Origin of the sequence: Pseudodesulfovibrio portus, assembly GCF_026000375.1 — a bacterium.
Lineage (GTDB): Bacteria > Desulfobacterota > Desulfovibrionia > Desulfovibrionales > Desulfovibrionaceae > Pseudodesulfovibrio > Pseudodesulfovibrio portus.
In genome coordinates, this window is record NZ_AP026708.1 from 2,632,591 (window position 1) to 2,658,652 (window position 26,062).

General features: G+C 63.0%; 26 protein-coding genes and 1 tRNA gene. 20 read left to right on the forward strand and 7 right to left on the reverse strand.

Annotation, left to right across the window (positions count from 1 at the left end):
• Positions 1-7: 7 nt before the first annotated feature.
• Both OO730_RS12555 and OO730_RS12560 read left to right on the forward strand, forming a co-directional pair.
• Positions 8-1,699: a M14/M99 family metallopeptidase gene (locus OO730_RS12555; RefSeq protein WP_264981814.1), complete on the forward strand. Its 1,692-nt coding sequence runs from the start codon at positions 8-10 to the stop codon at positions 1,697-1,699.
• A 63-nt stretch (positions 1,700-1,762) separates the two neighbouring features.
• Positions 1,763-1,960 (forward strand): YgaP family membrane protein, encoded by a 198-nt coding sequence (locus OO730_RS12560; protein WP_264981815.1) that lies wholly within the window; start codon positions 1,763-1,765, stop codon positions 1,958-1,960.
• Here the strand turns inward: OO730_RS12560 and OO730_RS12565 are convergent.
• The 3 genes from OO730_RS12565 to OO730_RS12575 form a co-directional block, all read right to left on the reverse strand.
• Positions 1,957-2,214, reverse strand: coding sequence for a zinc ribbon domain-containing protein (locus OO730_RS12565; RefSeq protein ID WP_264981816.1), 258 nt, complete (start codon positions 2,212-2,214; stop codon positions 1,957-1,959). The genes OO730_RS12560 and OO730_RS12565 overlap by 4 nt on opposite strands.
• Positions 2,215-2,361: 147 nt before the next feature.
• A tRNA-Arg gene (locus OO730_RS12570) sits at positions 2,362-2,438 on the reverse strand.
• 52 nt (positions 2,439-2,490) lie between these two features.
• Entirely contained in the window at positions 2,491-2,922 is a 432-nt protein-coding gene (locus OO730_RS12575; protein ID WP_264981817.1) for a pyridoxamine 5'-phosphate oxidase family protein, read from the reverse strand.
• 64 nt (positions 2,923-2,986) lie between these two features.
• Here OO730_RS12575 and OO730_RS12580 point away from each other — a divergent pair, with 64 nt between their 5' ends.
• From OO730_RS12580 to OO730_RS12615, 8 genes are all read left to right on the forward strand, one after another.
• Positions 2,987-3,664 (forward strand): phosphoadenosine phosphosulfate reductase family protein, encoded by a 678-nt coding sequence (locus OO730_RS12580; RefSeq protein ID WP_264981818.1) that lies wholly within the window; start codon positions 2,987-2,989, stop codon positions 3,662-3,664.
• A 335-nt stretch (positions 3,665-3,999) separates the two neighbouring features.
• The gene (locus OO730_RS12585) at positions 4,000-5,898 is read left to right on the forward strand and encodes an NADH-quinone oxidoreductase subunit 5 family protein (RefSeq protein WP_264981819.1); all 1,899 of its coding nucleotides are present in this window, start codon (positions 4,000-4,002) and stop codon (positions 5,896-5,898) included.
• Positions 5,898-6,746 (forward strand): respiratory chain complex I subunit 1 family protein, encoded by an 849-nt coding sequence (locus tag OO730_RS12590; protein ID WP_264981820.1) that lies wholly within the window; start codon positions 5,898-5,900, stop codon positions 6,744-6,746. Before OO730_RS12585 ends, OO730_RS12590 begins: the two co-directional genes overlap by 1 nt.
• 2 nt (positions 6,747-6,748) lie before the next feature.
• Positions 6,749-7,189 (forward strand): NADH-quinone oxidoreductase subunit B family protein, encoded by a 441-nt coding sequence (locus tag OO730_RS12595; RefSeq protein WP_264981821.1) that lies wholly within the window; start codon positions 6,749-6,751, stop codon positions 7,187-7,189.
• Between the two features lie 22 nt (positions 7,190-7,211).
• Positions 7,212-7,580, forward strand: coding sequence for an NADH-quinone oxidoreductase subunit C (locus tag OO730_RS12600; RefSeq protein WP_264981822.1), 369 nt, complete (start codon positions 7,212-7,214; stop codon positions 7,578-7,580).
• Positions 7,581-7,589: 9 nt separating this feature from the next.
• Entirely contained in the window at positions 7,590-8,669 is a 1,080-nt protein-coding gene (locus OO730_RS12605; RefSeq protein WP_264981823.1) for a hydrogenase large subunit, read from the forward strand.
• A 9-nt stretch (positions 8,670-8,678) separates the two neighbouring features.
• Positions 8,679-9,059, forward strand: a complete 381-nt coding sequence (locus OO730_RS12610) for a 4Fe-4S binding protein (RefSeq protein WP_264981824.1) — start codon at positions 8,679-8,681, stop codon at positions 9,057-9,059.
• 308 nt (positions 9,060-9,367) lie between these two features.
• A complete protein-coding gene (locus OO730_RS12615; protein WP_264981825.1) occupies positions 9,368-10,006 on the forward strand; it encodes a VPLPA-CTERM sorting domain-containing protein in 639 nt (212 codons plus the stop codon).
• A gap of 86 nt (positions 10,007-10,092) precedes the next feature.
• On the opposite strand, the gene OO730_RS12620 is transcribed toward OO730_RS12615, so the two are convergent.
• The gene (locus tag OO730_RS12620) at positions 10,093-12,093 is read right to left on the reverse strand and encodes a methyl-accepting chemotaxis protein (RefSeq protein WP_264981826.1); all 2,001 of its coding nucleotides are present in this window, start codon (positions 12,091-12,093) and stop codon (positions 10,093-10,095) included.
• A gap of 142 nt (positions 12,094-12,235) precedes the next feature.
• Between OO730_RS12620 and ispG the strand changes: the two genes are divergently transcribed.
• The 9 genes from ispG (at position 12,236) to dxs (ending at position 22,685) form a co-directional block, all read left to right on the forward strand.
• Positions 12,236-13,303 carry a flavodoxin-dependent (E)-4-hydroxy-3-methylbut-2-enyl-diphosphate synthase gene (gene ispG / locus OO730_RS12625; RefSeq protein ID WP_264981827.1) on the forward strand — a complete coding sequence of 356 codons (1,068 nt, stop codon included), beginning with the start codon at positions 12,236-12,238 and terminating at the stop codon, positions 13,301-13,303.
• A 2-nt stretch (positions 13,304-13,305) separates the two neighbouring features.
• Positions 13,306-15,048, forward strand: coding sequence for a proline--tRNA ligase (locus tag OO730_RS12630; protein WP_264981828.1), 1,743 nt, complete (start codon positions 13,306-13,308; stop codon positions 15,046-15,048).
• 321 nt (positions 15,049-15,369) lie between these two features.
• Positions 15,370-15,984, forward strand: coding sequence for a LysE family translocator (locus OO730_RS12635; RefSeq protein ID WP_264981829.1), 615 nt, complete (start codon positions 15,370-15,372; stop codon positions 15,982-15,984).
• 195 nt (positions 15,985-16,179) lie between these two features.
• On the forward strand, positions 16,180-17,598 hold the full coding sequence (gene xseA, locus OO730_RS12640) for an exodeoxyribonuclease VII large subunit (protein WP_264981830.1): 1,419 nt from the start codon (positions 16,180-16,182) through the stop codon (positions 17,596-17,598).
• An 8-nt stretch (positions 17,599-17,606) separates the two neighbouring features.
• Complete coding sequence (locus OO730_RS12645) at positions 17,607-18,596, forward strand: M23 family metallopeptidase (RefSeq protein WP_264981831.1); 990 nt, start codon at positions 17,607-17,609, stop codon at positions 18,594-18,596.
• Between the two features lie 13 nt (positions 18,597-18,609).
• On the forward strand, positions 18,610-19,512 hold the full coding sequence (locus OO730_RS12650; protein WP_264981832.1) for a M23 family metallopeptidase: 903 nt from the start codon (positions 18,610-18,612) through the stop codon (positions 19,510-19,512).
• Positions 19,513-19,627: 115 nt separating this feature from the next.
• On the forward strand, positions 19,628-19,861 hold the full coding sequence (xseB, locus tag OO730_RS12655) for an exodeoxyribonuclease VII small subunit (protein ID WP_264981833.1): 234 nt from the start codon (positions 19,628-19,630) through the stop codon (positions 19,859-19,861).
• A gap of 4 nt (positions 19,862-19,865) precedes the next feature.
• Positions 19,866-20,765: a polyprenyl synthetase family protein gene (locus tag OO730_RS12660; RefSeq protein WP_264981834.1), complete on the forward strand. Its 900-nt coding sequence runs from the start codon at positions 19,866-19,868 to the stop codon at positions 20,763-20,765.
• A gap of 21 nt (positions 20,766-20,786) precedes the next feature.
• The gene (gene dxs / locus OO730_RS12665) at positions 20,787-22,685 is read left to right on the forward strand and encodes a 1-deoxy-D-xylulose-5-phosphate synthase (RefSeq protein ID WP_264981835.1); all 1,899 of its coding nucleotides are present in this window, start codon (positions 20,787-20,789) and stop codon (positions 22,683-22,685) included.
• An 86-nt stretch (positions 22,686-22,771) separates the two neighbouring features.
• On the opposite strand, the gene OO730_RS12670 is transcribed toward dxs, so the two are convergent.
• Positions 22,772-23,260 (reverse strand): YchJ family protein, encoded by a 489-nt coding sequence (locus tag OO730_RS12670; protein ID WP_264981836.1) that lies wholly within the window; start codon positions 23,258-23,260, stop codon positions 22,772-22,774.
• A 103-nt stretch (positions 23,261-23,363) separates the two neighbouring features.
• On the opposite strand from OO730_RS12670, the gene arfB reads away from it, so the two are divergent.
• Positions 23,364-23,792 (forward strand): alternative ribosome rescue aminoacyl-tRNA hydrolase ArfB, encoded by a 429-nt coding sequence (arfB, locus tag OO730_RS12675; protein ID WP_264981837.1) that lies wholly within the window; start codon positions 23,364-23,366, stop codon positions 23,790-23,792.
• A gap of 1 nt (position 23,793) precedes the next feature.
• Here arfB and OO730_RS12680 read toward each other — a convergent pair whose 3' ends face one another.
• Complete coding sequence (locus OO730_RS12680) at positions 23,794-24,783, reverse strand: glycosyltransferase family protein (protein WP_264981838.1); 990 nt, start codon at positions 24,781-24,783, stop codon at positions 23,794-23,796.
• Between the two features lie 3 nt (positions 24,784-24,786).
• Positions 24,787-26,001 (reverse strand): methyltransferase domain-containing protein, encoded by a 1,215-nt coding sequence (locus tag OO730_RS12685; protein ID WP_264981839.1) that lies wholly within the window; start codon positions 25,999-26,001, stop codon positions 24,787-24,789.
• Positions 26,002-26,062 lie beyond the last annotated feature (61 nt).

Here is a 26,062-nt window from a genome sequence, read left to right on the forward strand (position 1 = left end):
CCTGATAGTGGTCCTTTTTGCATCCCACGCCCTTGCGGGTTCGTGGGAGCATTCCTTTTTCACGGGCACACAATACCCCCTCAAGGTCGTTTACCTCAAGGGCGAACAGCCCGGCCCCACCATCATGGTCCAGGGCGGCATCCAGGGCGATGAATCTGCGGGCTACATCACGGCCCAGCTGCTTTCCCAGGCCAAGGTGCTCAAGGGGAGCGTGATCGTCCTGCCCCGGGCCAACGTGCCGTCCATCAACCTGCACAAGCGGCAGATCAACGTGGACATGAACCGGCGGTTCGACCAGAACTACAACCGGTTCTACGAGGACCGCGTGGCCCGGGTCATCCGTTTCCTCCTGGCGCAAAGCGACGCCTTCATCCACCTGCACGAGGGCAGCGGCTTCTACAACCCGACCTATGTGGACAACCTGCGCAATCCCAAGCGGTACGGCCAGTCCATCATCGTGGACACCCTGGTCTACGACAAGATCGACCTGGCCCATACGGTCAACTCCGTGCTGGAGGAGCTCAACGGGCGCATCGCGGCCAGCGACTACCAGTTCAAGCTGTTCAACACCCGGACTTTCGACCAGGGTACGGACTACCCGGAGATGCGCAAGTCCCTGACTTGCTACGCCCTGGCCGAGCACGGCATCCCGGCCATGGCCGTGGAGGTCTCCAAGTCCATCACCCAGATCGACTGGAAGGTCCGCCAGCAGCTGGCGGCCACGATCATGCTCCTGCAGCGCCTCGGCGTGACCGTGCTGCCGCCCGATTTCACAGACGAGGAAGTCCGCGCCTACGCCCGCAAGGGTGTCCAGGTCAGCGTCAACGGCAGGTTGCTGCCGGAGTCCGGGGTCATCAATCTCGCCCCCGGCTCGACCCTTTCCGTGAAGTCCGTGTCGTCGGGGCTCCGTGAATTTTCTCCGGAACTGGCCCTGTTCGCCTCGGACCGCCCCGGTGTGAACCTGATCAGCGCCAGGCGCATGGCCCTGGAACCGTTTTCCGCGCTGGAGCTGCGATCCGACGGCAAGCAGGTGGCCAGGGCCAAGGTGAAATGGACCGGCAAACTCCCGGTTTCACCGGGCGAAGACAAGCCCGTCTTCGTCTGCTGGCTCAACGACAACCCCGTGTTCGTGCGCGACGGCGAGACCCTGCAGACCGTGATGGGCGACCAGCTCATCCTGGAAGGGCTGTGGGGCAGCGATTTCAAGGAGGTGGTCAACCTCAAGGGGTTCGTGGCCATCCCCTGGGCCAACAACGGCCAGGACCTGGGATGGGAGATCATCCTCGACCCGGACAACTTCATGTCCAAGTACTCCATCGAGTCCGACCGGCCCGACGTGACCCGTTTCCGCGTGGTCCGCGAGACCCCCGGCGTGCCGAGTGCGGAGTTCTACGTGGATATCGCCTCCCGCAAGGTCCACGCCCTCATGCTGGCCGATTCCAGGGGCCAGTCCCTGCTCGTCCCGTGGGTCTCAGGAGGCAGCTATCGGTTGCCGCAGGGGCAGTACGTGCTGGAAGGCGCGTGGTCCAACGGGGCCGACAGGAAGCTGGTGACCACCACCGGCACCCGGCCGCTCAGCCAGGGCGAGGCCTTCACCGTGGACTATGGTTCCCCCCTGGAACTGACCGTGCGCCAGGCCACCACCTTCGGCGATATCGGCACCATGACCTTCACCGCCGGCGGCCTGGCCGAGCGGTAGTGGTATTCATTTCTTCACTGTAGCGCGGGGTCCCGCCGGGCCACCGCTTGGGGAGGGTCCGTCATGGCAGAACGCATCGTTCGCGGTTTGGCCGGATTTTTCGTGTTGGTGAGCCTGATCCTGGCGTATTTCCATTCACCATACTGGCTCTGGTTCACGACCCTGGTGGGCGCGAACCTGTTGCAATCCGCGGTCACGGGCTGGTGCCCGGCGCTGTCTGTCTTGAAGTGGATGGGCGTGGACCAGGGGCGTGACGCCTAGGCCATCTTCTTGCCCACGAAGATGAGCAGCAGCCCCAGGACGATGAGAACGGCCTGCCACAGCATGTCGGCCTCGCCGTAGAAGAAGAGGGAACCGGCCAGCAGCAGCATCAACCCGCCGCAGACCATGGCGAAACGGCCGCTGGTCGTCATCTGCCGGGCGATCTTGTCGCTGGGACGGGTGATTCGCGCACCGCAATGCTTGCAGGTGTGCCAGCCCTCGGGCAGGGGAGTTCCGCATTTTGGGCAATTCATGACTGACCCGTTATCATAAAGTTTCATCCTGAAAAAGAGGATTGAGTCCCGTTCAGCCCGGCAGGGGGCAGAAAGTTCAGCGGTCTTTGTTGGCCACAGGCAACGAAAAACCCCTGTAAACTCGGTTTACAGGGGTCTTTTGTCGCGTGGCGCGCCCGGCACGATTCGAACGTGCGATCTTTCGGTTCGTAGCCGAATGCTCTATCCAGCTGAGCCACGGGCGCGCGAAGTGAAGTGACTGTTTATGCCCATGCTCGCGGGAGGTCAAGCAGTTTTTCAGGAATTTTTCAATTTCGTGGTGAAAATGGTGTCCATGCCCTGGGCCAGTTGGGCCGCTGTCCCCTGGATTCGGATCAGCTCCGTGTCCGGGTGGTTGGCGAATTCCTCCATCTCCGGGTGTTTCAGAAGATAGAGCCGGATGATGGCCTCCACGGTCTGCTTCTTCCGGATGGGAAGATGGTGCCCCTCGATGGACAGGGCGAGGTCGTCGGCCCGCCTGTCGATGAGCAGGCTGACGTGCGGATTTTTCTTGAGGTTCTTGTATTTTTTCGACGTCGAATGCGTCAGAAAATAGAACTTCATGGCCGCATGATCGGCGAAGAACGTCATCAGCGAGGTGTGCGGGACGTTCCCTTCGATGGTTGCCAGCACGCACAGGTTCTCGTTGGACACCATGTCGTCGATGATTTGCTTTTTTTCTTTGGTCATGAAATGTCCATAACGCAAGCAGTCGCATCGGTCCATTATAGATGTGGATGCGCAGGAGAAGACAATGCCCACCCTTGACGAAACCGTTGCCCGGACCGAAGCCGTGATGACCGACCTGCTCGCCGTCGTCGATCCCCGGCGCGTGCGCGTGGCCTGGACCGGCGGCAAGGACTCCACCGTGGTCCTGTTCGTGTGGAAGGCGCTGCTCGACCACCACGGCCTGGGCCCGGCCCGGGCCATCAACCTGGACACGGGGTGCAAGTTTCCCGAAGTCCTGGCCTTCCGCGACCGGCTGGCCGAAGAGTGGGGCGTGGACCTGTTCGTGGCCCGCCCGGCCGTCCGGCTCCAAGGCTACCCCCTGGCCGTGGACCCCGTGGCCTGCTGCCGCGACCTCAAGGTGGAGCCCCTCAAGGCTGCCGTCCGGACCACCCGGACCACGCACCTCCTGTCCGGCATCCGGCGCGACGAGCACCCGGACAGGGCGGGCAGGGCGGTCATGGAGGAGCGCCGCGCCCCGGATTACACCCTGGTCAATCCCATTCTCGACTTCACCGAGACCGACGTCTGGGCTTTTTACGCCCGGTTCGGCCTCCCCCATTGCGGTTTGTACGACCTCGGATACCGTTCGCTGGGCTGCGAGCCGTGCACCCGCAAACCGGCGGGAAACGGCCCTGAGCGGGCGGGCCGTTCCGGGTCCAAGGAAGCGGTCATGGATACACTCACCAGCCTCGGCTATTTCTAGTCACGGATTTCACATAATTTCTTTCTGATGGGTCTTTTCACGGCAGGTGTGCGGGGTAATTTGTTATTTTTTTCACAAAATTTCCTACCTGGTTGTGTCGTATTGTGGGAAAAACCGGTTGTTGTACAAAAATGTACATACATATGTGTAAGTTATAAAAGCACAAAAACGAGGTTATTTCTTCCGTAAGGACCTTGACTCGGCTCGTGACTTCCCCTAATGACTCTTGTTTACTAGGCTAAGGGTAAGGTGCATTCGCGCGAAAAATCGGTTGGAGGTGAACCGGTTTTTCGTGTCTGCTGTACTCGTTCTCCATCATTTGAAACGAGGTCTTCATGTCGAATCTGCTACTGCTTCTCATTCTCCTGCCGGTAGCGGCCGCGCTGGTCTGTTATTTCGTTCGGTCTTCGGCCGTCCGGAATCTGACCGTCGTGGCCACCGGTGCGGTCCTGACGCTTGCGTCGGTCGGGCTGCTCGCACAGGGGGCGTTCGAGCCGATTGCGGTCGGTTCAATCCTTGGCATCAGCAGCGATTTCCTGGTCACTGTCCTGGATTTCGCCCTGCTGGCCGTCATTTTCTTTTATGGTCTCAAACACAAGAGTCTGCTCATCCAGGGTTTCACCCTGGCCCAGGCAGTACTGCTCGCGTGGTTTGAATTTATTTCCCTCAAGCATGAGGCGGTCCCCGCGCTCATGGGCGACCAGCTTACCCTGGTCATGGTCCTGGTGATTTCGGTCATCGGTTCCCTGATCTGTATCTTCGCCATTCCCTATATGAAGGAACACGAGGAACATCTGCACCTGAAGAAGTCGCGCCAGCCGCGTTTCTTCTTTTTCCTGGTGCTCTTCCTCGGGGCCATGAACGGACTGGTCCTGTCCAACAACATCCTGTGGATGTACTTCTTCTTCGAAGTGACCACGCTCTGTTCCTTCATGCTCATCGGCCACGACGCCACCGAGATCGCCACCAAGAACTCCGTCCGCGCATTGTGGATGAACGCCCTTGGCGGCCTGGCCTTCGTGATCGGCATGATGCTGGTCTATTCCGAAACCGGCACGCTCAACATCGCCGCCATCCTGGCCGCCGGCCCGCAGGGCGCGCTCATGGTCACCGGCGTCGGCTTCCTCTGCCTGGCCGGTTTCACCAAGGCCGCACAGGTGCCGTTCCAGTCCTGGCTGCTCGGCGCCATGGTCGCCCCGACCCCGGTGTCCGCGCTCCTGCACTCGTCCACCATGGTCAAGGCGGGCGTCTTCGTGGTCCTGCGGTTCGCTCCGGCCTACGTCGATACCTTCCTGTCCACCGGCGTGGCCGTCTGCGGCGCGTTCACTTTCCTGGCCTGCGCCGCTCTGGGCATCGGTCAGTCCAACGGCAAGAAGATCCTGGCCTACTCCACGGTGGCCAACCTCGGCCTGATCATCTGCTGCGCGGGCATCAACACCCCGTTGGCCCTGACCGCAGCGATCATGCTGATCCTGTTCCATGCGGTTTCCAAGTCCCTGCTCTTCCTGTGCGTCGGCACCATCGAGCAGGCCATCGGCTCCCGCGACATCGAGGACATGCGCGGCCTGTACGCCAAGCTGCCCCGCACTGCGCTGATCACCATTATCGGCATCCTGACCATGATGCTGCCCCCGTTCGGCGTGCTCCTGGGCAAATGGATGGCCATCGAGGCTTCCGCCGATTCGAACATCTTCATCGTCATCATGCTGGCCATGGGCTCGGCCATGATGGTGGTGTACCTGGCCCGCTGGGCAGGCTCCATGATGGGCAGCCGCGAAGAGGGCGCCAAGTCCGAATCCCAGGCCCTGCTCATCCGCCTGCCGCTGTTCATCATCTGCCTGGCCGCCGTGGCCCTGTCCGTGGCTTCCCCGTGGATATACAATTCCCTGCTGGCCCCCTGGCTCGGCTCGGCTCCGTTCACCGTGGGCTTCGGTTCCCTTGAATCCGCTCACGGAACGTTCGTCGTGGTGCCCCTGTTCCTGGTCCTCGGTCTGGGCCTGCTCTACGCCGTCAAGGCGGCCTCGGGCTACCGCAAGACCCGGATCATGCCTCCCTACCTGGGCGGCGCAAACTCCTCGGTCGACGGCACCTATGTCGGTCCCATGAACGGCGATGTCCCGTTCTCTGCGGGCAACATGTATCTGGGCGAGCTGTTCGCTGAAGGAAAGCTCACGCCCATCTGCAACGCACTGGCGGTCGCATTGATCGTCCTCATGCTGGGAGGGGCGCTCTAATGGATACGCTTATTCTCGTCATCATCGGTCTTGTGGCCGGTCCGATTCTCGGCGGCCTGATCGCCGGTCTGGACCGTCGCGTCACCGCCTGGTTCCAGTCCCGTCAGGGTCCGCCGATCATGCAGGCCTTCTATGATGTGGCCAAGCTGCTCGGCAAGGAAAAGATGGTCGTCAACCAGTGGCAGATCCTCTGCGCCTGGGTGTACCTCATCGCCGCCGCCACCTCGGTGGCCCTGTTCTTCGCCCAGGGCGACCTGCTGCTCATCTTCTTCGTTCAGGCCGTGGGCGCGGTCTTCCTGGTCATGGGCGCCATGGCCGCCAAGTCCCCGTACTCCCAGGTGGGCGCACAGCGCGAGCTGATGCAGATTCTGGCCTACGAGCCGGTCCTGATTCTGGTCTTCGTCGGCTTCTACCTGGTCACCGGCTCCTTCTCCATCGAGGCCGTCTGGTCCCAGGAGATGCCGCTGCTGGCCAAGATGCCTCTCCTGTACCTGGCCCTGGGCTACGCCCTGACCATCAAGTTGCGGAAGTCGCCGTTCGACTTCTCCACCTCCCATCACGGCCATCAGGAACTGGTCAAGGGCGTGCTCACCGAGTACTCCGGCCCCTACCTGGCCCTGATCGAGATCGCCCACTGGTACGAGACCATCCTGGTGCTCGGCCTGTGCGCGCTCTTCTGGCACACCAACGTGGCCTGGATGGCGGTGCTCCTGGTCGCCACCTACATGCTCGAAATCCTGGTGGACAACACCATGGCCCGCATGACCTGGCGCTGGATGCTCAAGCGTGTCTGGGTGCTCGGCATGGGCATGTCCGTCGTTAACCTCATCTGGCTGTACGCGGGGTAAATATGTTCGGTTCATTCATCAAAAAATCTCGCGCCAAGTCTCCGTGGATCATGCATTTCGACTGCGGAAGCTGCAACGGCTGCGATATCGAGGTTCTGGCCTGCCTGACTCCGCTCTACGACGTGGAGCGGTTCGGCGTCATCAACGTGGGCAACCCCAAGCACGCCGACGTGCTCCTGGTCACCGGCACGGTCAACCACCGCAACAAGAAAGTGCTCAAGAACATCTACGACCAGATGCCCGAGCCCAAGGCCGTCATCGCCATCGGCGCTTGCGGCAACTCCGGCGGCGTGTTCCGCGAGGCCTACAATGTCGTGGGCGGCGTGGACAAGGTCATCCCGGTGGACGTCTACGTCCCCGGCTGCCCGGCCAAGCCCGAGGCAATCATCGACGGCGTGGTCGCGGGCCTGGCAAAGTTCGCGCAGAAAGTGGAAGAAGCCTAAGCGGCTTCACACGAGGTATATAATGATAGGTACGATAAAAGACGTGACCCTCGACACCATTGTCGGCGAGGTCATGAATATGAAGAACGATGGTCAGCGGCTGGTCACCTACTCCACCTACGAGGCGGGGGAAGGCAAGATCGGCATTCTGTACCACTTCGACAAGAATCTGGAAACTTCCCACCTGCGGCTCGTGGCCGACATGGACAAGCCCATTCCGAGCGTGTCCGGCGTCTACTTCGCCGCCCTGCTGGTGGAAAACGAAATCCGCGACCAGTGGGACGTCAAGTTCGACGGCCTGGTCCTCGACTTCAACCGCACGCTCTATCTTGACCCCGAGGTGACCCAGGTTCCCCTGGCTTCCAACGTCAAGATCGCGCCGAAAAAATAGGGGGCTGAAATGGCTACTACCGTAATTCCCTTCGGCCCGCAGCATCCCGTCCTCCCGGAGCCGGTCCACCTGACCCTCAAGGTGGAGGACGAGATCGTCAAAGAGGCCATCCCCGCGCTGGGCTACGTCCACCGCGGCCTGGAGAAGCTGGCCGACATCCGCGACTTCCACCAGATGATCACCGTGTGCGAGCGCGTCTGCGGTATCTGCTCCATGATCCACGGCGCCTGCTACTCGCAGTCCATCGAGGAACTCATGGGCATCGAGATCACCGACCGCGCCAAGCTTTTGCGGGTCATCTGGAGTGAGCTGCACCGCACCCACTCCCACCTGCTGTGGCTGGGCCTCTTTGCCGACGCCTTCGGCTTCGAGTCCCTGTTCATGCAGTTCTGGAAGATTCGCGAGCGCATCATGGACATCAACGAGGCAACCGCAGGTTCCCGCGTCATCGTGTCCGTGAACGTCATCGGCGGCGTGCGCGCCGACCTCTCTCCCGATCAGATCCGCTGGATTCTGTCCGAGATCGACATCGTGGAGAAGGAGACCAAGGCGCTGCAGGACACCATCATGAACGACTACTCGGTCAAGGCCCGCACCGTTGACGTCGGCGTCCTGACCTACGACCAGGCCTACGAACTCGGCGCGGCAGGCCCGACCCTGCGCGGTTCCGGCGTGGCCCAGGACATGCGCATGCTCGGCTACGGCGGTTACGAGTTCCTGGACTTCGAACCGGTCGTGGAGACCTCCGGCGACTGCTGGGCGCGTTCCACGGTCCGTTTCCGCGAAGTGCTCCAGTCCATCGACCTGGTCCGTCAGGCCATCTCCAAGCTCCCCGAGGGCGAGCTGGCAGTCAAGGTCAAGGGCAACCCGCCCGAGGGCGAGGTCTACCACCGGGTGGAGCAGCCGCGCGGCGAGTGCGTCTACTACATCCGCGGCAACGGCACCAAGCATCTGGACCGCTTGCGTATCCGCACCCCCACGTTCGCCAACATCCCGCCGCTTCTGGCGATGATGCCCGGGTGCGAACTGGCCGACGTGCCGGTCAACGTCCTGTCCATCGACCCGTGCATCAGCTGCACGGAACGCTAGGAGGTTCCCATGCTGTTTACACCCACAGTCGTCAAGAACCTGCTCAAGAAGCCCGCGACCCGCAACTATCCGTTCGTGGTCCGCGAGCCGTTCCCCAACTTCCGGGGCGAGTTGGTCATCGACATCGACAAGTGCATCTTCTGCGGCATGTGCTCACGCAAGTGCCCCAGCCAGTGCATCACCGTGGACAAAGAGAAGGGCACCTGGTCCTGCGACCTGCACGCCTGCATCTCCTGCGGCTACTGCCGCGACCACTGCCCGACCAAGTGCCTGACCATGAAGGACACGCACCGCAAGCCGCTCACCGAGCGGACCGTCTGGGTCGAGCAGGGCACGCCGCCCAAGCCCAAGAAGAAAAAAGCCCCCGCCGAGAAGAAGGACGACGAATAGCCTTCCCTCGTGAGGAATAGACAGGAAGCCCCGGAGAGCGATCTCCGGGGCTTCTTCTTTTGCTTCCGCGCTCGCGGCGTCGGGGAAAAGGGGGAGCGGGCGTTTGGCATGGCATGGCGGGGCGGCTCGCCGTCGGTCGCCTCCGGCACCCTGATCGCTCACGGTTTGTATCGGGGGAGGGCGGTAACAGGTCCGTTTTTTTCGGAATCCTGCATTGTGTTTGCGATCGGTTTGGTATAGGCTTTCGTAATATTTACGTATGAATGAATGTTGCATGTCGAGGGTGACATCCTATAGCGAGGTTTGAGATGAAGAAAATTTGTGCGTTGATCATGCTTGTCATGCTGAGCCTGCCGTGCGCGGCGCAGGCCTATTACTTCGAGGTGACGTATTTCAACTCGACCTCGGACGCCCTGTCCAACAATGCATCCTGGGACACCCATGGCGACCAGGTGGATTTCGTGGCAAACGGCATGGATTCCGACAGCAGCTACAGCGGACAGGTCACGGCCCAATTCGTCCTGTACTCGGACTATGGCCGCAACATCGTCACCGGCGTGAACGCCACCCTGACGGACATCTCCAACTACTTCGCCTACACGCCGGACACGCCCTACCTGTCCGTGACCAGCACGTTCGATCTTTCCGAGCCCATGGGAGAGTGGGTTTCCGTGCTGTCGGATACCTACTCCGAAGAGATTTCCGCCGGGGGCAGCTCCCTGTCGGCGACCAGCCTCGAGTATTACGACCTGATGCTCATCACCGGCATGACGTACCAGCTGGTGTTCACCTATGAGAGCATGTCGACCGGCCCGTTCTCGACGGCCAACCGGGAGATTTCCATCGACATCAATCAGGAAGACATGCCCACGCCCATCCCCGGCGCTGTCTGGCTGCTGGGCACCGGCCTGGTCGGCCTGGTCGGCCTGCGCAGGAAGCTCGGTTAGCCCTTTCCGGAACAAATGAAACAAAACCCCGACTCCTTGGAGCCGGGGTTTTTCGTGTCCATGATAGGCCGTTATAGCATGGGCGGCTAGAACTTCTCGAAGTCGTTGTCGTCCGAGTCGTACAGTTCCAGGTCTATGCCGCCCTCGTCCGGTTGCGAAGTGGCTTGGGGCAGCGGTTGCGGGGGGCGGGCCGGGGCCATGCGGGTGGTCGTGGTCGGGGGCCGTTGCGTCCTGCGGCGGCCCTGGGTCTGGTTTACCTTGAAGAAGGAGATGATCTGCTGCAAACCATGTGCTTGGTTGGCCAGATCCGCCGAAGTGGAGGCCATCTCCTCGGAAGCCGAGGCATTTTGCTGGACCACCTGGTCGAGTTGCTGCAGGGCTGAATTGATCTGCTCGGCCCCGGTGTACTGCTCGTTGCCCGCCGTTGTAATTTCCTGGATCAGTTCGGCGGTCTTCTCGATGTCCGGGACCATTTCCTTGAGCAGGGTACCCGCCTTTTCGGCTACCTCCATACTTGAGGACGAGAGTTCGCTGATCTCGGCGGCGGCTTGGCCGCTTCGTTCCGCCAGCTTGCGTACCTCTGCGGCGACCACCGCGAAGCCTTTGCCGTGCTCCCCTGCGCGGGCTGCTTCGATGGCCGCGTTCAGGGCGAGCAGGTTGGTCTGTCGGGCGATCTCCTCGACGATGGATATCTTTTCCGCGATTTCGCGCATGGCCGACACGGTTTCGGTGACGGCCGTACCGCCCACTTTGGCGTTTTCGGCCGCCTTGGTGGCGATGCGATCGGTCTCCTGTGCATTCTCGGCATTGGCCCGGATGTTGGAGGTCATTTCCTCCATGGAGGCGGAAACCTCTTCCAGAGACGCGGCCTGCTTGGTCGCGCCGTCCGACAGGGATGCCGACGTGCCGGAGAGTTCCTCGCTGCCCGAGGCCACGTGCTCACTGCCGACGGCCACCTGGGCTACGATGTCGGAGAGCTTGTCGCACATGGTGTTGAAGGCCCGGAACATCGTGCCCATGTCGTCCTTGCGGTCTGCGGCCAGACGGGAGGTGTAGTCCCCTCCGACCGCCAGGTTCAGGACCCTCACGATTTCACCCAGCGGACGGATGAGCAGGCCATTCATGTAGAACCACATGAGTACACCGATGACCGCCAGGGCGAGGAGGGAGAGAAGAGTGGCATTGATGGCGTTCGACCAGACCGGGGCCATTATTTCTGCGGTTTCGATCAGGGCGATGAACTTCCATTTGAGGACCGGTGAAGTGTGGACGACCGCCTTGTGCGCCACGCCGCTGATGTCTCCATCTAGGGAACCGCCGGCCATGACAAAGGCCTTGCTGTACAGCTCGTCGCCCAATTCTTCGACATTCTTGAAGTTGTTGTCGGGGGTCCTGGGGTCGGCGATGACCACGCCGTCGTCCTGGATCATCATGACGTAGCCGGTCTCGCCCAGTTTGACCTGCTCGATGAGCTTGGTGAGCTGCGCCAGGGAAATGTCCATGGCCGTTACGCCCACGACCCCGCCGTCGGCGAGCACGGCCTTGCCCGTGCTGACCATGGCGTCGCCGGTTGTGGACACGTACGCCTTGGATATGACGGGCTTGCCGGGATTGTCGGCAGCCGCCTTGTACCAGGGACGCTTGCGAGGGTCATAGCCTGCGGGCATGAGGTCGTCCCCGCCTATGATGAAGCCCCCTTTGCTGGTGCCCACGTAGCAGTCCTTGTAACTTGGGTGGGACTTGAGGATCATCTGGTAGAAACCTCGAATATCCCTGCCTAGGGGGTCTTCAGGGCCGGGATCGTTGGTCGGGTATTCCATGTTCGGATCAAGGAAATTGCCCTGGATCTCTTCCACCCGTTTGGCCCTGGGATCTTCGGCCATCATGACCGTGTTGTTCAGGGCTTCCTGCATATATGTGGCGATGGTGCCGTCGATGTGTTCTAACTGTCCCGCCGCCGAGGAGGTGCTGTACTCCACGGAGTCGTTGTAAATGGAGGTCAGGCTGACGGAAAGGATCGAAACACAGAGCAGAACGAGCGCTGCGGTAAACGAAACGAGAATTTTGGTTCGGACACTCAAAGTCATTGAGCCCTCCTTTTTAGTAATGAATGTCTTGAACAAAAATAAGATTGATCATGTCGGTGTACCATTATTAATGTGAGGTACGGCGTTGTTTGGTTTCCCGCGCTTGGCTTGCGGGGCGAAATTGCGTAACGTGCCATTCCTCATGGAACGGAAGCAGACAAGAGTGGTGAACGTGGGCGCCGTGGGCATCGGCGGAGACAACCCCGTGCGGGTCCAGTCCATGTGCAACACCGATACCCGCGACGTGTTGTCCACGGTGGCGCAGATCAACCGGCTGGCCGAGGCAGGGTGCGAGATCGTGCGTCTGGCCGTGCCCGACGACAAGGCCGCCTCGGTGCTGGCGGACATCCGCCGGGAGTCGCCGGTGCCGCTCATCGCGGACATCCATTTCGACTACCGGCTGGCCCTGGCCGCCGTGGAGGCGGGATTTGACGGGCTGCGCATCAACCCCGGCAACATCGGGGACGAGCGCAAGGTGGACGCCGTGGTGCGGGCCGCCCAGGGGGCGAAGCTCCCCATCCGCATCGGCGTCAACGGCGGGTCCCTGGAAAAGGACCTGCTCCGCCAGTACGGCGGGCCCACGCCCGAGGCCATGGTCGAGTCCGGGTTGCGCCATGTGGCCATGCTGGAAAAGCGCGGTTTCCATGACATCAAGATTTCGCTTAAGACCTCGTCGGTCATGAAAACCATCGCCGCCTACCGGCTCATGAGCGACAAGGTGGATTACCCGCTGCACATCGGCATCACCGAGGCCGGGACCCTGGTGCGCGGAGCGGTCAAATCCGCCGTGGGCCTCGGCATCCTGCTTCATGAGGGCATCGGCGACACTCTGCGCGTTTCCCTGACCCATGACCCGGTGGCCGAGATCGGCGTGGCCTATGAAATCCTGCGCGCCCTGAACCTGCGCGAACGCGGCCCGGAGATCATCTCCTGCCCCACCTGCGGGCGTACGGAGATCGGGCTCATCGAGCTGGCCGAGCAGGTGGAGGAAGCGTTGCGCGGGGTGGAGGACGTCTTCACCGTGGCCGTCATGGGGTGCGTGGTCAACGGGCCGGGCGAGGCGAAAGAGGCGGATATAGGCATTGCCGGGGGCCGTGACCTGGGCATCATCTTCCGCAAGGGCGAGGTGGTGCGCAAGGTCAAGGGCAACGAGAACCTGCTGCCCGAGTTCATGAAAGAGATAGAGAAATTTCTCGAAGAAAGGAGATAAGAGTGCGGCTTTCCAAGTATTACGTTCCGACCCTCAAGGAGGACCCGGCCGACGCCGAGGTCGTTTCCCACAAGCTTCTGATGCGCGCGGGCATGATCCGCAAGCTGACCAGCGGCATTTACAACTACCTGCCGCTTGGGCTGCGGTCCATCAACAAGGTGGCCAAGATCGTGCGCGAGGAGATGGACCGGGCCGGGGCCATGGAAGTCCTGCTGCCCACGGTCCAGCCCGCCGACCTGTGGAAGGAGACCGGCCGCTGGGAGTACTACGGCAAGGAACTGCTCCGGTTCAAGGACCGGCACGACCGCGACTACTGCCTCGGACCCACCCACGAAGAGGTCATCACCGACCTGGTGCGCGGCGAGATCAAGTCCTACAAACAGCTGCCCGTCAACCTGTACCAGGTCCAGACCAAGTTCCGCGACGAGATCCGTCCCCGGTTCGGCCTCATGCGCGGCCGCGAGTTCATCATGAAGGACGCCTACTCCTTCGACAAGGACGAGGAAGGCGCGGAAAAATCCTATTTCGACATGTTCGAGGCGTACAAGGCCGCGTTCTCCCGCATCGGCCTGCGCTTCAAGCCGGTTCAGGCGGACTCCGGGGCCATCGGCGGCGACTTCTCCCACGAGTTCATGGTCCTGGCCGATACCGGCGAGGACACCATCGCCTCCTGCAGGTCCTGCGAGTTCGGTGCCAACCTGGAAAAGGCCAAGGTGGCCGTACCCGACGGCCCGGACATGACGGGCGCGGGCTGCCCGGCCATGGAAGACGTGGCCACCCCCGGCGCGCACACCGTGGAAGAGGTCTGCGATTTCCTGTCCATCACCCCGGACAAGCTGATCAAGACGCTTCTTTTCGTGGTGGACGGCAAGCCCGTGGCCGGTCTGGTGCGCGGCGACCGTGAGCTGAACGACATCAAGCTGCGCAATCTGGTGGGCGGCAACGAGATCGAATTCGCCGACGAGGCCCTGGTCGGGAAGCTGACCAACGCCCCGATCGGGTTCGCCGGTCCCGCAGGCCTGGACAAGGACGTTCCCGTCTACGCCGACAGCGAACTCAAGCTCGCCACCGACTGGGTGGCCGGGGCCAACAAGGGCGACACCCACGTCACCCACCTGTCCCTGGGCCGTGACTGTGCCGTGGCCGAATACGCCGACCTGCGCGTCATCGAGCCCACCGATCCCTGCCCGGAATGCGGCGGCGCCATCGAGTTCACCAAGGGCATCGAGGTGGGGCACGTGTTCAAGCTCGGCCTCAAGTATTCCGAGAAGATGGAAGCCACCTTCCTGGACGAGAACGGCAAGACCAGGCCCATGGTCATGGGCTGCTACGGCATCGGCGTGTCCCGCATCGTGGCCTCGGCCATCGAGCAGAACTATGATGAGAACGGCTGCATCTTCCCGCCGTCCATCGCCCCGTTCGAGGTCTGCCTGATCTCGCTCGGCGGCAAGGACCAGGACGTGGCCGACAAGGCCGAGGAGCTGTACGCCGAGATCATGAAGATGGGCGTGGACGCGGCCTTCGACGACCGCAAGGAACGCCCGGGCGTCAAGTTCGCCGAGGCCGATCTCATCGGCTACCCCATGCAGCTCGTGCTGGGCGGCAAGGGGCTCAAGAGCGGCATCATCGAAGCCAAGGACCGCAAGACCGGCGAAAAGATCGAGCTGCCCCTCGACGGTTTCGCCGAGGCCTTCGCCTCCTGGCGCAAGCAGATCTGGAATAATTGGGGCCTGAGCATAGACTAGGTTCCGTACGTATAGTGGTTTTATACCCCCGGCGCGGAACACCGCGCCGGGTTTTTTGTTTGCCTCCGGCGGCCGGGGGAAGGGGAGGAAAAACCTTTCGAGAAAGGTTCTTTCCTCCCCTTCCCCCGGACCCCCATCCCCTCCTTTTCCAAATCTTTTTGGGGCGCTTCGCGAGGTGGGGGACGTGGTCGACGGACTTCGCCGAAGGCGCGACAAAAAGCTTTGGAAGGGGAGTCCAGAGGCATCCCCCCTGCTTTCCGGTTGAAGCGTGTGGTTGGGGGTGGTAGGTTGCAACTGACCGGATATTTTAAGGAGAGAACAATGACACTTGAAAGCGGCATCGCGTTGGCTCTGGCCACCCTGGTCTTCGCACTGATTCCCGGGCCTGGCATTTCCGCCGTGGTGGCTCAGTCCCTGGCGCGCGGCTTCAAGGCCGGGGCGTCCTTCACCGCCGGGCTGGCCTGCGGCGATACCATCTATCTGCTGACGGCCCTGTTCGGCATGGGCTGGGTGGCCTCGCAGATCGGCCCGTATTTCGTGATCCTCAAGTGGGCGGGCGCGGCCTATCTCGTCTACCTCGGCGTCCGTTGCTGGCTGGCCACTCCCCCGGCGGGCAACACCACGGCCTGCGTGGAGCCGGTGAACGCGGGCCGCAGCTACCTGGCCGGCCTGTGCGTGACTGCGGGCAACCCCAAGGCCATCGCCTTCTATTGCGGGTTCCTGCCCGGTTTCGTGGACATGCAGGCCCTGACCCCCAAGGATATCGTGCTGGTGGTCTCCATCATCCTGCCCATCATCTTCTCGGTGCCCATGGGCTACGCCTGGCTGGCCTCGCGCGGCCGCAGCGCCATACGCTCCACCAAACTGTGGAAGGCCATGAACCGGACCGCCGGAACCGTCATGATCGGCGCGGGCGTGGCCGTGGCGTCCAAGTAGGCTTTGTCTTTTCCGCGATTTTGATTACCCTGCAACAATAACAAGAAACAACAGCGCCCCCGCCCCGCACCGCCCGCGAAGCGGATATAAAAAGTTTAGGAAAGGAGAGGGGATGGGGGTCCGGGGGAAGGGGAGAGGGACAACCCTTTTCAAAGGGGTTCCCTCTCCCCTTCCCCCGGCCGCCGGAGGCATCCCTTGTCCAATATCCTGACCGTTTCCGAACTCACCAAGTCCGTCAAGTCCCTGCTTGAGGCGGAGTTCCCGTTCGTGTGGGTACGCGGGCAGGTGACCAATCTGGCGCGGCCCGCTTCGGGGCACGTGTATTTCACGCTCACCGACGGGGACGCGGCCCTGTCCGTTGTCTGGTTCAAGTCGTCGCAGAGTTCCGCCGTGCCCGTGGACAAGGGCGGGGACAAGGTCAATCCGCTCACCGGCGAGATCGAGGAGGAGCAGGGCAAGACCGCGCTGACCGGCTCTGCCGTGGAGGACGGCATGGAGGTGCTGTGCGCGGGCAGGCTCAACGTGTACGAGCCGCGCGGCCAGTACCAGTTGGTGGCCGAGCTGGTCCAGGACCAGGGCGTGGGCGACCTGGCCGTGGCCTTTGAGGCGCTCAAGAAGAAGCTGGCCGAGAAAGGATATTTCGACGAGGACCGCAAGATAGCTGTCCCGGGCGATCCCAAGCGAGTGGCGGTGATCACGTCCGCTTCGGGCGCGGCCATCCGGGATTTCCTGCGTATCGCCGATACGCGCGGCACCGGCGCGGAGATTCGCATCTACCCGACGCTGGTCCAGGGTGACCATGCACCGGAGAAGATAGCGGCGGCGCTGGATGCGGCGGACGCGGACGACTGGGCCGAGGTGGCCGTGCTCATTCGCGGCGGCGGGTCGCTGGAGGACCTGTGGGCCTTCAACACCGAGCCCGTGGCCGACGCCATCTACCGGGCACGCCTGCCGGTGGTTTCCGGTATCGGGCACGAGCCGGACGTGACCATCGCCGACTTCGTGGCCGACCGGCGCGCGGCCACGCCGAGCCACGCGGCCCAGGAGCTGTGGCCCCGGCGCGAGACCCTGGCGCAAAGGGTGGACGTGCTGGACATGAATCTCGGCCGCGCCTACGTCAATTGGCTGGCGGGCAAGGGTGCCGGCTTCGAGCATCTGCGCAAGGCGCTCATCTGGCTGTCGCCCGGGCGGCGGCTGGAGCGCATGGAGGATCGGTTCACGGCGCTCATGGCCCGGCTGGGGGGGGCGGGACTGGATCATTATTTCGAGCGGGCCGAAGAGGCCGTGCGGGCAGCGGACAGGCTGAACCGGTCGTTCGGGCCGGGGAGGATGGACGGGCTGTCCGGCGACCTGGCCGGGCTGGGCCGTCGGCTGTCCCAGGCCGCCCTGCGGGAGAACGAGTCCAGGGCGCGCGATTTCGAATTGCTGCGCGCGTCCCTGAACGGGCTCGATCCCGAGGGGCCGTTGGAGCGCGGGTACGCATTGGTGCGCGTGGGCAAGACCGGCGGATTCCTGCGCGACCCGAAAGAGGTGACGAAGGGCGACGCTCTTGATATCAGGGTGAAGCACGGGCATGTGGCCGCAACGGTCGCGGATCCGAAAAAAGACGCATAGGGGTTTTGATGAAACGGCTTGTTCTCCTTTTGGCTCTGGTCCTTTCCCTGACATTGCCGTTGGTTCCGGTATCGGTTCCGGCCCAGGATTTCGGTCTCGAGGAGGGCGACGACGTGGGCGTGGTCCTGCCCGCCGACGCCGTGGCCGCCGAATCCGCCGCGTCAGCGGTCTCCGTGGAATCGGCCCTGGTCCTGGCCGCGCCCGGCAAGGTTGAGATCGGCCAGCCCTTTCTGGTGCGGCTGACCTCGGACCAGCCCCTTGAATCCGTTTCCATCCACTGGCTGGGCAAGGAGGTGGTGCCGTCCATCTCGGTCTGGAACAACCGCCACATCGCCCTGGCCATGCTCGGCACCGACGTCATCGACGCCAGGGCGGGCAAACAGGAGTTGACCGTCATCGCCTCGGTGGACGGCAAGGAGAACACCCTGCGCAGGGCCGTGCAGGTGCGCACCAAGAAGTATCCCAAGCAGGAATTGACCCTGCCGCCCTCCATGGTCACGCCGCCGCAGGAGGTCTACGACCGCATCGCCGCCGAGCGCGAACTGACCGCGGCGGCCAAGAACACGATCTCCGCCCAGCGGTTGTGGCGGCTGCCCCTGCTGCGCCCGGTGGACGGGGACATGACCAGCGCCTACGGATTGCAGCGCATATTGAACGGCACGCCCAAGAACCCGCATCGGGGCAACGACATGCGTTCGCCCATGGGCAACCCGGTCAAGGCGGCGGCCGACGGCGTGGTCATCCTGGTGGGCGACCACTACTATGCGGGCAACTCCGTGTACATCGACCACGGCAACGGCGTGGTGACCATGTATTTCCACCTGTCCAAGCCCATCGTGAAACAGGGCGACAAGGTGCAGCGGGGCCAGGCCATAGGCCTGTCGGGTATGTCCGGCCGGGCCACGGGGCCGCACCTGCATTTTTCCGTGTCCGTGCTCGGCAAGCTCGTGGACCCGGAGCCGTTGTTCGAGAACACCGTGGACAAGATGATCCAGTAACCCGCCGAACGTCATGACAAGATATTCCCTGTTCCGCCGCTGTGTCGCGGTCGTTTTCCTGTGCATGCTCCTGACCGGCCCGGCCCTGGCCCGGCCTCGTCCCATGGTCGATGTCCGGGTCCCGGAAGCCGCCGGGGTGGGCAAGCCGTTCCTGGCCGTAATCGAGTCCTGGTATCCCCTTGAGAACGTCCGCGTCCGCTGGAACGGCGTCGAGGTATGTCCCGAGGTTTCCCTCGACAGGGAAAAGTACGTGGCCCCGGTGCTGCTCGGCATCGGCCTGCGCGGTGAGACCGGGACCTATCCCATCGAGGTCACGGCCTCGATCTGGGGGCATGAACGCACTTTTTCCACGGACTTGACGATCATTGAATCCGCCTGGGGGAGCGAGACCCTGCGGGTGGACCCCAAGATGGTCACGCCGCCGCCAGAGGCCATGGCCCGCATCGAACGGGAGCGGGAGCTGATCACGGCGGCGATCAACATCGTCTCCGATGTCCGCTACTGGACCATGCCGTTTTCCCGTCCGGCCAAGGGCAGGATGCTCAGCCGCTTCGGCCTGCATCGCGTGTTCAACGGCCACACCAGGAGCCGCCACACCGGTTTGGACTTTCGCGCCTGGCTCGGCACGCCGCTGTATGCCATGGCTGCGGGCCGGGTTGTCCTGACGGGCAGCTTCTACTATGCTGGCAACAGTGTGCTCATCGATCACGGCAACGGCCTGGTCTCCCTGTCCGCGCACATGTCCAAAATCCTGGTCAGGGAGGGGGACATGGTGGAGGCCGGACAGACTATCGGATTGTCCGGGGCCACGGGCAGGGTGACCGGCGCACACCTGCACCTGGCGGTTTTCGTCCAGGGACAGGTGGTGGACCCGGAGCTGTTCTTCACCGGCGAAATCGAAAGTATTTTTAATTAAAAGTAATATATTCCAGTCAGTAATAGATTGCTTGAAATGATCAATCAGGAATAATGACACCAGGAGCCGGCGGCGCGATACCTATCGTCCAGAGCCGGTTCAACGGAGTGAATCCATGGCAAAAGATACATTTGAGAGCCGCCTGGAGCGGTTGAAGGACGTGGTCGAGAAGCTGGAGCGCGGCGACCTGCCCCTGGAAGAGGGCGTGGCCCTGTACAAAGAGGGGCTGGAGCTGGTCAAGGCGTGCGGCAAGCAGCTGGAAAGCGCCCGGCACGAGGTCAAGATCGTGTCCGAGGGGCTGGTCCGGGAATTCGAGGCCCTCGAGGCCCTCGGCGACGACACGGAGTAAGAACATGACCATCAAGGAACAACTGGCCGTGCGCGCGGCAAGGGTCGAGGATTTCCTGGTCCTGTGCATGCGGGATCGGGGTATCCCGGAGCGGCTGCTCAGGTCCATGGAGTACTCGCTGCTGGCGGGCGGAAAGCGGCTGCGCCCGGTGCTGATGCTGTCGTGGGCCGGGCTGCTCGGCAGCGAGGGGGTCACGGACAGGATCATGCCCTTTGCGGCCTCCCTCGAGTGTATCCACACCTATTCCCTCATCCACGACGACCTGCCCGCAATGGACGACGACGACCTGCGGCGGGGCAGGCCGTCCAACCACAAGCAGTTCGACGAGGCCACGGCCATCCTGGCGGGCGACGGGCTGCTCACCGAGGCCTTCGGGCTGATGAGCGCCGCGTCCATCGTCAACGGGCTGCCTGCGGACCGCGTGCTCAGGGCCGTCTTCGTGCTTGCCAAGGCGGCGGGCGCGGGCGGCATGGTCGGCGGCCAGGCCGTTGACATGGAGTTGACCGGTTGCACCGACGTGCCGCTCGACGACCTGCGCACCATGCACGCCATGAAGACCGGCGCGCTCATCACCGCAGCCTGCGAGTGCGGGGCCATCCTGGCGGGCGCCGGGGACGCGGACGTGGAGAACGCCCGCGAGTTCGGGCGCAACATCGGCGTGGCCTTCCAGATCGTGGACGACGTCCTGGACGTGGTCAGCGACACCGAGACCCTTGGCAAGCCCGCAGGAAGCGACGAGGCCATGGGCAAGTCCACCTACCCCTCGCTCATGGGGCTGGAGAAGAGCAAGTCGCTGGCCTCGGACTATGTTGAAATCGCACTGACGCGCCTTTCCGGATACTATGGGGCCGAGCAGGAATTCCTCTGGCAATTGGCCCGATACATAGTGGACAGGGTTTACTGATTGAACTAATCTTTCCCGTCTATGATCAACGATCCGAAGAAGACAGCCATCCTGTCCAAGATACGGCGGCCCGGCGACGTGCGCGCCCTGGAGACCGACCAGATAGACGTCCTCGCGAGCGAGCTCCGGGATGTCATCATCAGCCAGGTGTCCTGCCACGGCGGCCATCTGGCTCCCTCCCTTGGCGTCATCGAACTGACCCTGGCCCTGTTCCGTTCCTTTGACCTGGAGCGTGACAAGCTCGTCTGGGACGTGGGCCATCAGGCCTATGCCCACAAGCTGTTGACCGGCCGGGCGGACCGATTCTCCACCCTGCGCCAGAAGGACGGCCTCAGCGGCTTCCCGCGTCTGGCCGAGTCGGAGTACGACCACTTCGGCGTGGGCCACTCCTCCACCTCCATTTCCGCTGCGCTGGGCATGGCCATGGCCCGCGACCTCAAGGGCGAGGACCACGAGGTGGTGGCCGTCATCGGCGACGGCTCCCTGACCGCCGGGCTGGCCTTCGAGGGCTTGAACCAGGCGGGCGACCTGGGCCGCAAGATGGTGGTGGTCCTGAACGACAACGAGATGTCCATCTCCAAGAACGTGGGTGCCCTGTCGCAGTTCCTGTCGCGCAAGATGACCACCCCGTTCCTGCAGCGGCTCAAGGCCGACGTGGAAGGGCTGCTCGGCACCATTCCCAAGATCGGCGACGACCTGGCCGGGTATGCCAAGCGGTACGGCGACTCCGTCAAGTCCTTCTTCACGCCCGGCATCCTGTTCGAGGCCTTCCACTTCACCTACGTCGGCCCCATCGACGGCCACGACACGGCCCAGATGGTCAAGGTCTTCGAGGAGATCAAGAAGCTCAAGAAGCCGGTGCTCGTGCACGTCATGACCAAGAAGGGCAAGGGATACCAGCCCGCCGAGTGCGACCCGTCCCACTATCACGGGGTGGGCAAGTTCATCCCCGAGACCGGGTTGGCGCGCAAGTTCTCCGGCTCGGGCCTGCCGTCCTACACGTCCATCTTCGGGTCCACGCTCTGCGCCCTGGCCGACAAGGACGAGAAGATCGTGGCCATCACCGCGGCCATGCCCGAGGGCACTGGCACCGAATGTTTCCACCAGCGGTTCCCGGAGCGGTTCGTGGACGTGGGCATCTGCGAGCAGCACGCGGTGACGTTCGCCGCAGGGCTGGCCACCCAGGGATACAAACCGGCGGTGGCCATCTATTCCACCTTCCTGCAGCGCGCCTACGACCAGATCGTGCACGACGTCTGCCTGCAGAACCTGAACGTGAATTTCTTCCTGGACCGCGGCGGCCTGGTCGGCGAGGACGGGGCCACCCACCATGGCGTGTTCGACATGAGTTTCCTGCGCCACATCCCCAATCTGGTGGTCATGGCCCCCAAGGACGAGGCCGAGCTGGCCCAGATGATGGCCACGGCGTTCGCCCATGACGGGCCGTGCGCCATGCGCTACCCGCGCGGCACCGGCGTCGGGGCCAAGGTGTCGGAGAACCCGCGCAGGATCGCCATAGGCAAGGGCGAACTGGTGCACGACGGCGAGGACGCGGTGATCGTCACCCTGGGCTCCCGCGTGTACCCGGCCATGGAAGCGGCCATGGAGCTGGAAAAAACCGGCCTTTCCGTGGCCGTGTTCAACTCCCGCTTCGTCAAGCCCCTGCCCGCAAAGCAGCTCCTGGAACTGGCCGGTCGCTTCGACCGCATCCTGCTCCTCGAGGAAAACGCTCAGGCGGGCGGCTTCGGCTCCGCCGTGCTGGAAATGCTCAACGAGGAAAACGTCCTGTCGGGCAAGCGCGTCCACCAGTTGGCCATTCCCGACGAGTTCATCGAGCACGGCACCCAGAAGGAACTGCGCGCCATGTTGGGAATCGACAAGGCGGGCATAAAGAAAGCGGTCAAGAAGCTCTGTAAGTAGTTCGAACAAAAACCAATAAAAAAGGGCCGTTCCATCAGGAGCGGCCCTTTTTCATCAACAAACGCGCCGTGATCGCAGGTCGCGGCCTAGCGTCCGCAGCACTTCTTGAATTTCTTGCCCGACCCGCACGGGCAGGGCTCGTTGCGGCCGATCTTGCGTTCCTTGCGGATCGGCGGGCCTGAGACCATCTGGCCGTCAACGTAGAGCCACTTGCCGTCCTCGGAGCGGAACTCGCTGCGTTCGCGGTGGGTCATGGTCTCGCCGTCGACGGCGTAGGTGGCCGAGAACTCGACGATGCCCGCCTCATCTCCGGGCTGTCCGGCCCAGGTGTCGTGGATTTCGAGCCCGAGCCATTCGGCGGTCTCGGCCCATTCGCGCACGGACTTCTCGTCGTGGCCCTCCCGGGCCTCGGGGGCCAGGGTGTCGTGCAGGTAGTCGATCTCCTTGAACACGTAGGCGGAGTAACGGGAGCGCATCAGCGCTTCGGCCGTGGGCGCATCGGCCTGGCCGGAAAGATATTGTCTGCAGCACTTGGCGGCTTCGAGACCGGAGCCGCAGGGGCAATCGTTGGACATGGGACACCTCGTTTGGTTTGGTGTGGCGGATTGTATGGAAAACGGCATGCGTGTCAACCTGTATGTGGTTGCATGCCCCTGCCGGGCATGGCAGGGTGCCCTCATGTTTCGCATCACCGACAGGGTCGTCATCCCCTTTGATGAGATCCGTTTCATCACCAGCCGCAGCTCCGGGCCGGGCGGCCAGCACGTGAACACCACGGACACGCGGGTCACGCTGCTGTTCGACGTGGACAACTCCCCCAGCCTGACCGAATTGCAGAAGGTGGCGGTCAAGGGCAAGCTCAAGCGCCGCATCGACAAGCGGGGCGTGCTCCGGGTGACCAGCCAGAAATTCCGCAGCCAGAAATCCAACAAGGATTCGGCCATAGAGCGTTTCATCGAGCTGATGCAATGGGCGCTCAAGCCGGTGACCAAGCGCAAGGAAACGCGCGTTCCCCATTCCGCCAAGCGCAAGCGGCTGGACCGCAAGAAGCAGACGGCGGCCCGCAAGAGGGATCGCAGGATGCCGGACACCTCCGGCGAATACTAGCCTATTTCTTGAGCGCCGCTTTCAGGTAGCTCTCGCCCAGTTCCGTGCCCGCGTAGGCCTCGGCCAGATGCAGGTAAATGACCTTGAGGTGCCTGGCGTGGATGCGCGGGGCGTTGTCCCGGCGCGCTCTCGTCAGTGCCGGGTCGATGGCGTCCATGGCCTTGAGCAGGGTCTCGGCGCGGTGGCGGGGGCGGTGGCCGGCGTTGATCTCGGCCAGCCCTGCGGCGGCGAGATTCGTCCGGAGGTCGTCGTCGGCGAGCAGTCCGCAGACGATCTCCACCAGCCGGTCCATGTCGTCCAGGGGATAGGTGGCGAAGTGAACGCCGTCCTCGAAGAGCAGGGACTGGCCGTGCCCGACCTCGGGCGTGACCAGGCAGGAGCCCGTGGCCAGGGCCTCGAACACGCGAAAGTTGAGGTCTCCCTTCTCCGCATAATTGAGCACCACGCGAGCGCGCGGGAACAACTCCCCGAACGTGCCCTGACGCACCTCCAGGTTGGGCAGGCGGGCCTTCAATTCCTTCAGGAACTCATGGCGCACGGGCGTGGTCTCCCGGTCCACGTTGCCCACGAAGAGCAGGTCCCATTCCTTGACGGGCGGCGTCTCCGGCGGTTGCTCGTCACGCAGGGGATAGGGCGGCAGCCAGATGACCTGGTCGTGGTTGAGCCGCTGGCGGAAGCGGGGCATGTGGTCGCGCAGGGACACGGCGGCGAGGTCGAATGCCTGGGCGTACATCGGATACCAGGAGTGGATGTGGGAGTCGATGGCGTAGAAGGCCGTGGCGCAGGGGTACTCCTCGATGCCGATGAGCGGCGGCGGGATGGACCGGTCCGCATAGAGCACGATGTCGGGTTCGCCGTCGCAGTGTTCGGCGATGTCGTCCCAGGTAAGGACCGTGGGTTCGCAGAGCGGGATGTTGATTACGTCGAAGCCCAGCTCGCGGGTGTGGTGCGGCCGGAAATAGTAACCGCCGATCCAGGCGATCCGCTTCACCGGCTAGGCCTCCTTCCGGGCCATGTGCAGCACACGGCGGGGGCCGATGCATGATTGGTGACGGTGGGACGGGATGTTCCGCCTGAGCTTGAACCCCTGGCGCGTGCCCTCGGCGATGATGAACGGCAGTTGCGATTCGCCCACTTCAAGGATGCACTCGTTGCAGTGCTCGAACATGATTTGGGTGGTCAGCTCGAACCTGCCCGTCCTGTGCAGGACGTTGAGGGCCATGATGATGTCGTATTTCTGCCTGAGCGGGGTGGTGATGTCGTAGATCATGAAATGGCAGCCGGCCCCTTTGACCGAGGCCAGGTAGTTGGCCAGGTCCACGGCCCCCTGGTCCACGTCCAGACCCACGCCCGTGGCACCGCGCTCCTCGGCCTTGAAGGTGTAGTAGCCGTGCATGCAGCCGTAGTCGCACAGGGTCTTGCCCGCGAAGTCCACGCCGAGTTTCAGGATGTTCTCCCAGGCCAGGGGCGACTGGGTGAAGCCGGGCACCAGGATGCGGCCCCGGTACTCGATGGTCTGGTAAAAGGGGTTGAAGGATTCGGCCTCGGCAATGGCCTTGAACACGTCGCGGTCCGCTTCGGGCACGCCCGGGTGGACCGCGTTCCGGTTTTCCTCGGCCCATTGCAGGATGGGCTCCCCGTCGGCGACCTCCGCGAAACCGGGCAGGATCGGCTCCAGGGTCTCGCAGAAACGGTTTTTCCTGACGGCTTCCAGGGCTCCCTGGCCGCCCTTGATGTTCTTCTTGGCGTTCCGGATCTTGCGCAGCAGGAACCGGTCCATGCGGACCTGGCGGGGCGGGTTGAGATAGAAGCACTGCACGATGGTGAACGGGGAATACAGGTCGTTGACCACCTGCATGAAGGCCTGGAAGATATGCGGGTGGCTCACGCGGCAGCCTTCGAGCACGATGTTTCCGTACCGGTTGGCGCGGAGGAACCGGGCAAACGCCTTGGTGTAGTCGGCGTAGGTCTTGGGGTCGCGGACGGCCTCGATGTCGCCGCCGTATTGCTTTGCGATGGCGGGATTGATGCCGTCCAGCTGGAGTCGCAGATAGCCGTGCTCATCGGCAAGTTTGTCCATCACATAGGATTTGCCCGCTGCCGGCGGACCGGCCACGATGATGATCTTGGGGCTGAACTCGTACACCTTGCCTGATCGGGGGGGATTCGGAATCTCGGCGGTGCGTGTGGTGGTCTGCTCATCTTTCATGAAACGGCTCCGTATGTGCTGAACGCCGCCGTGCGGGACGGTGTGGCGCATCCAAATGGAT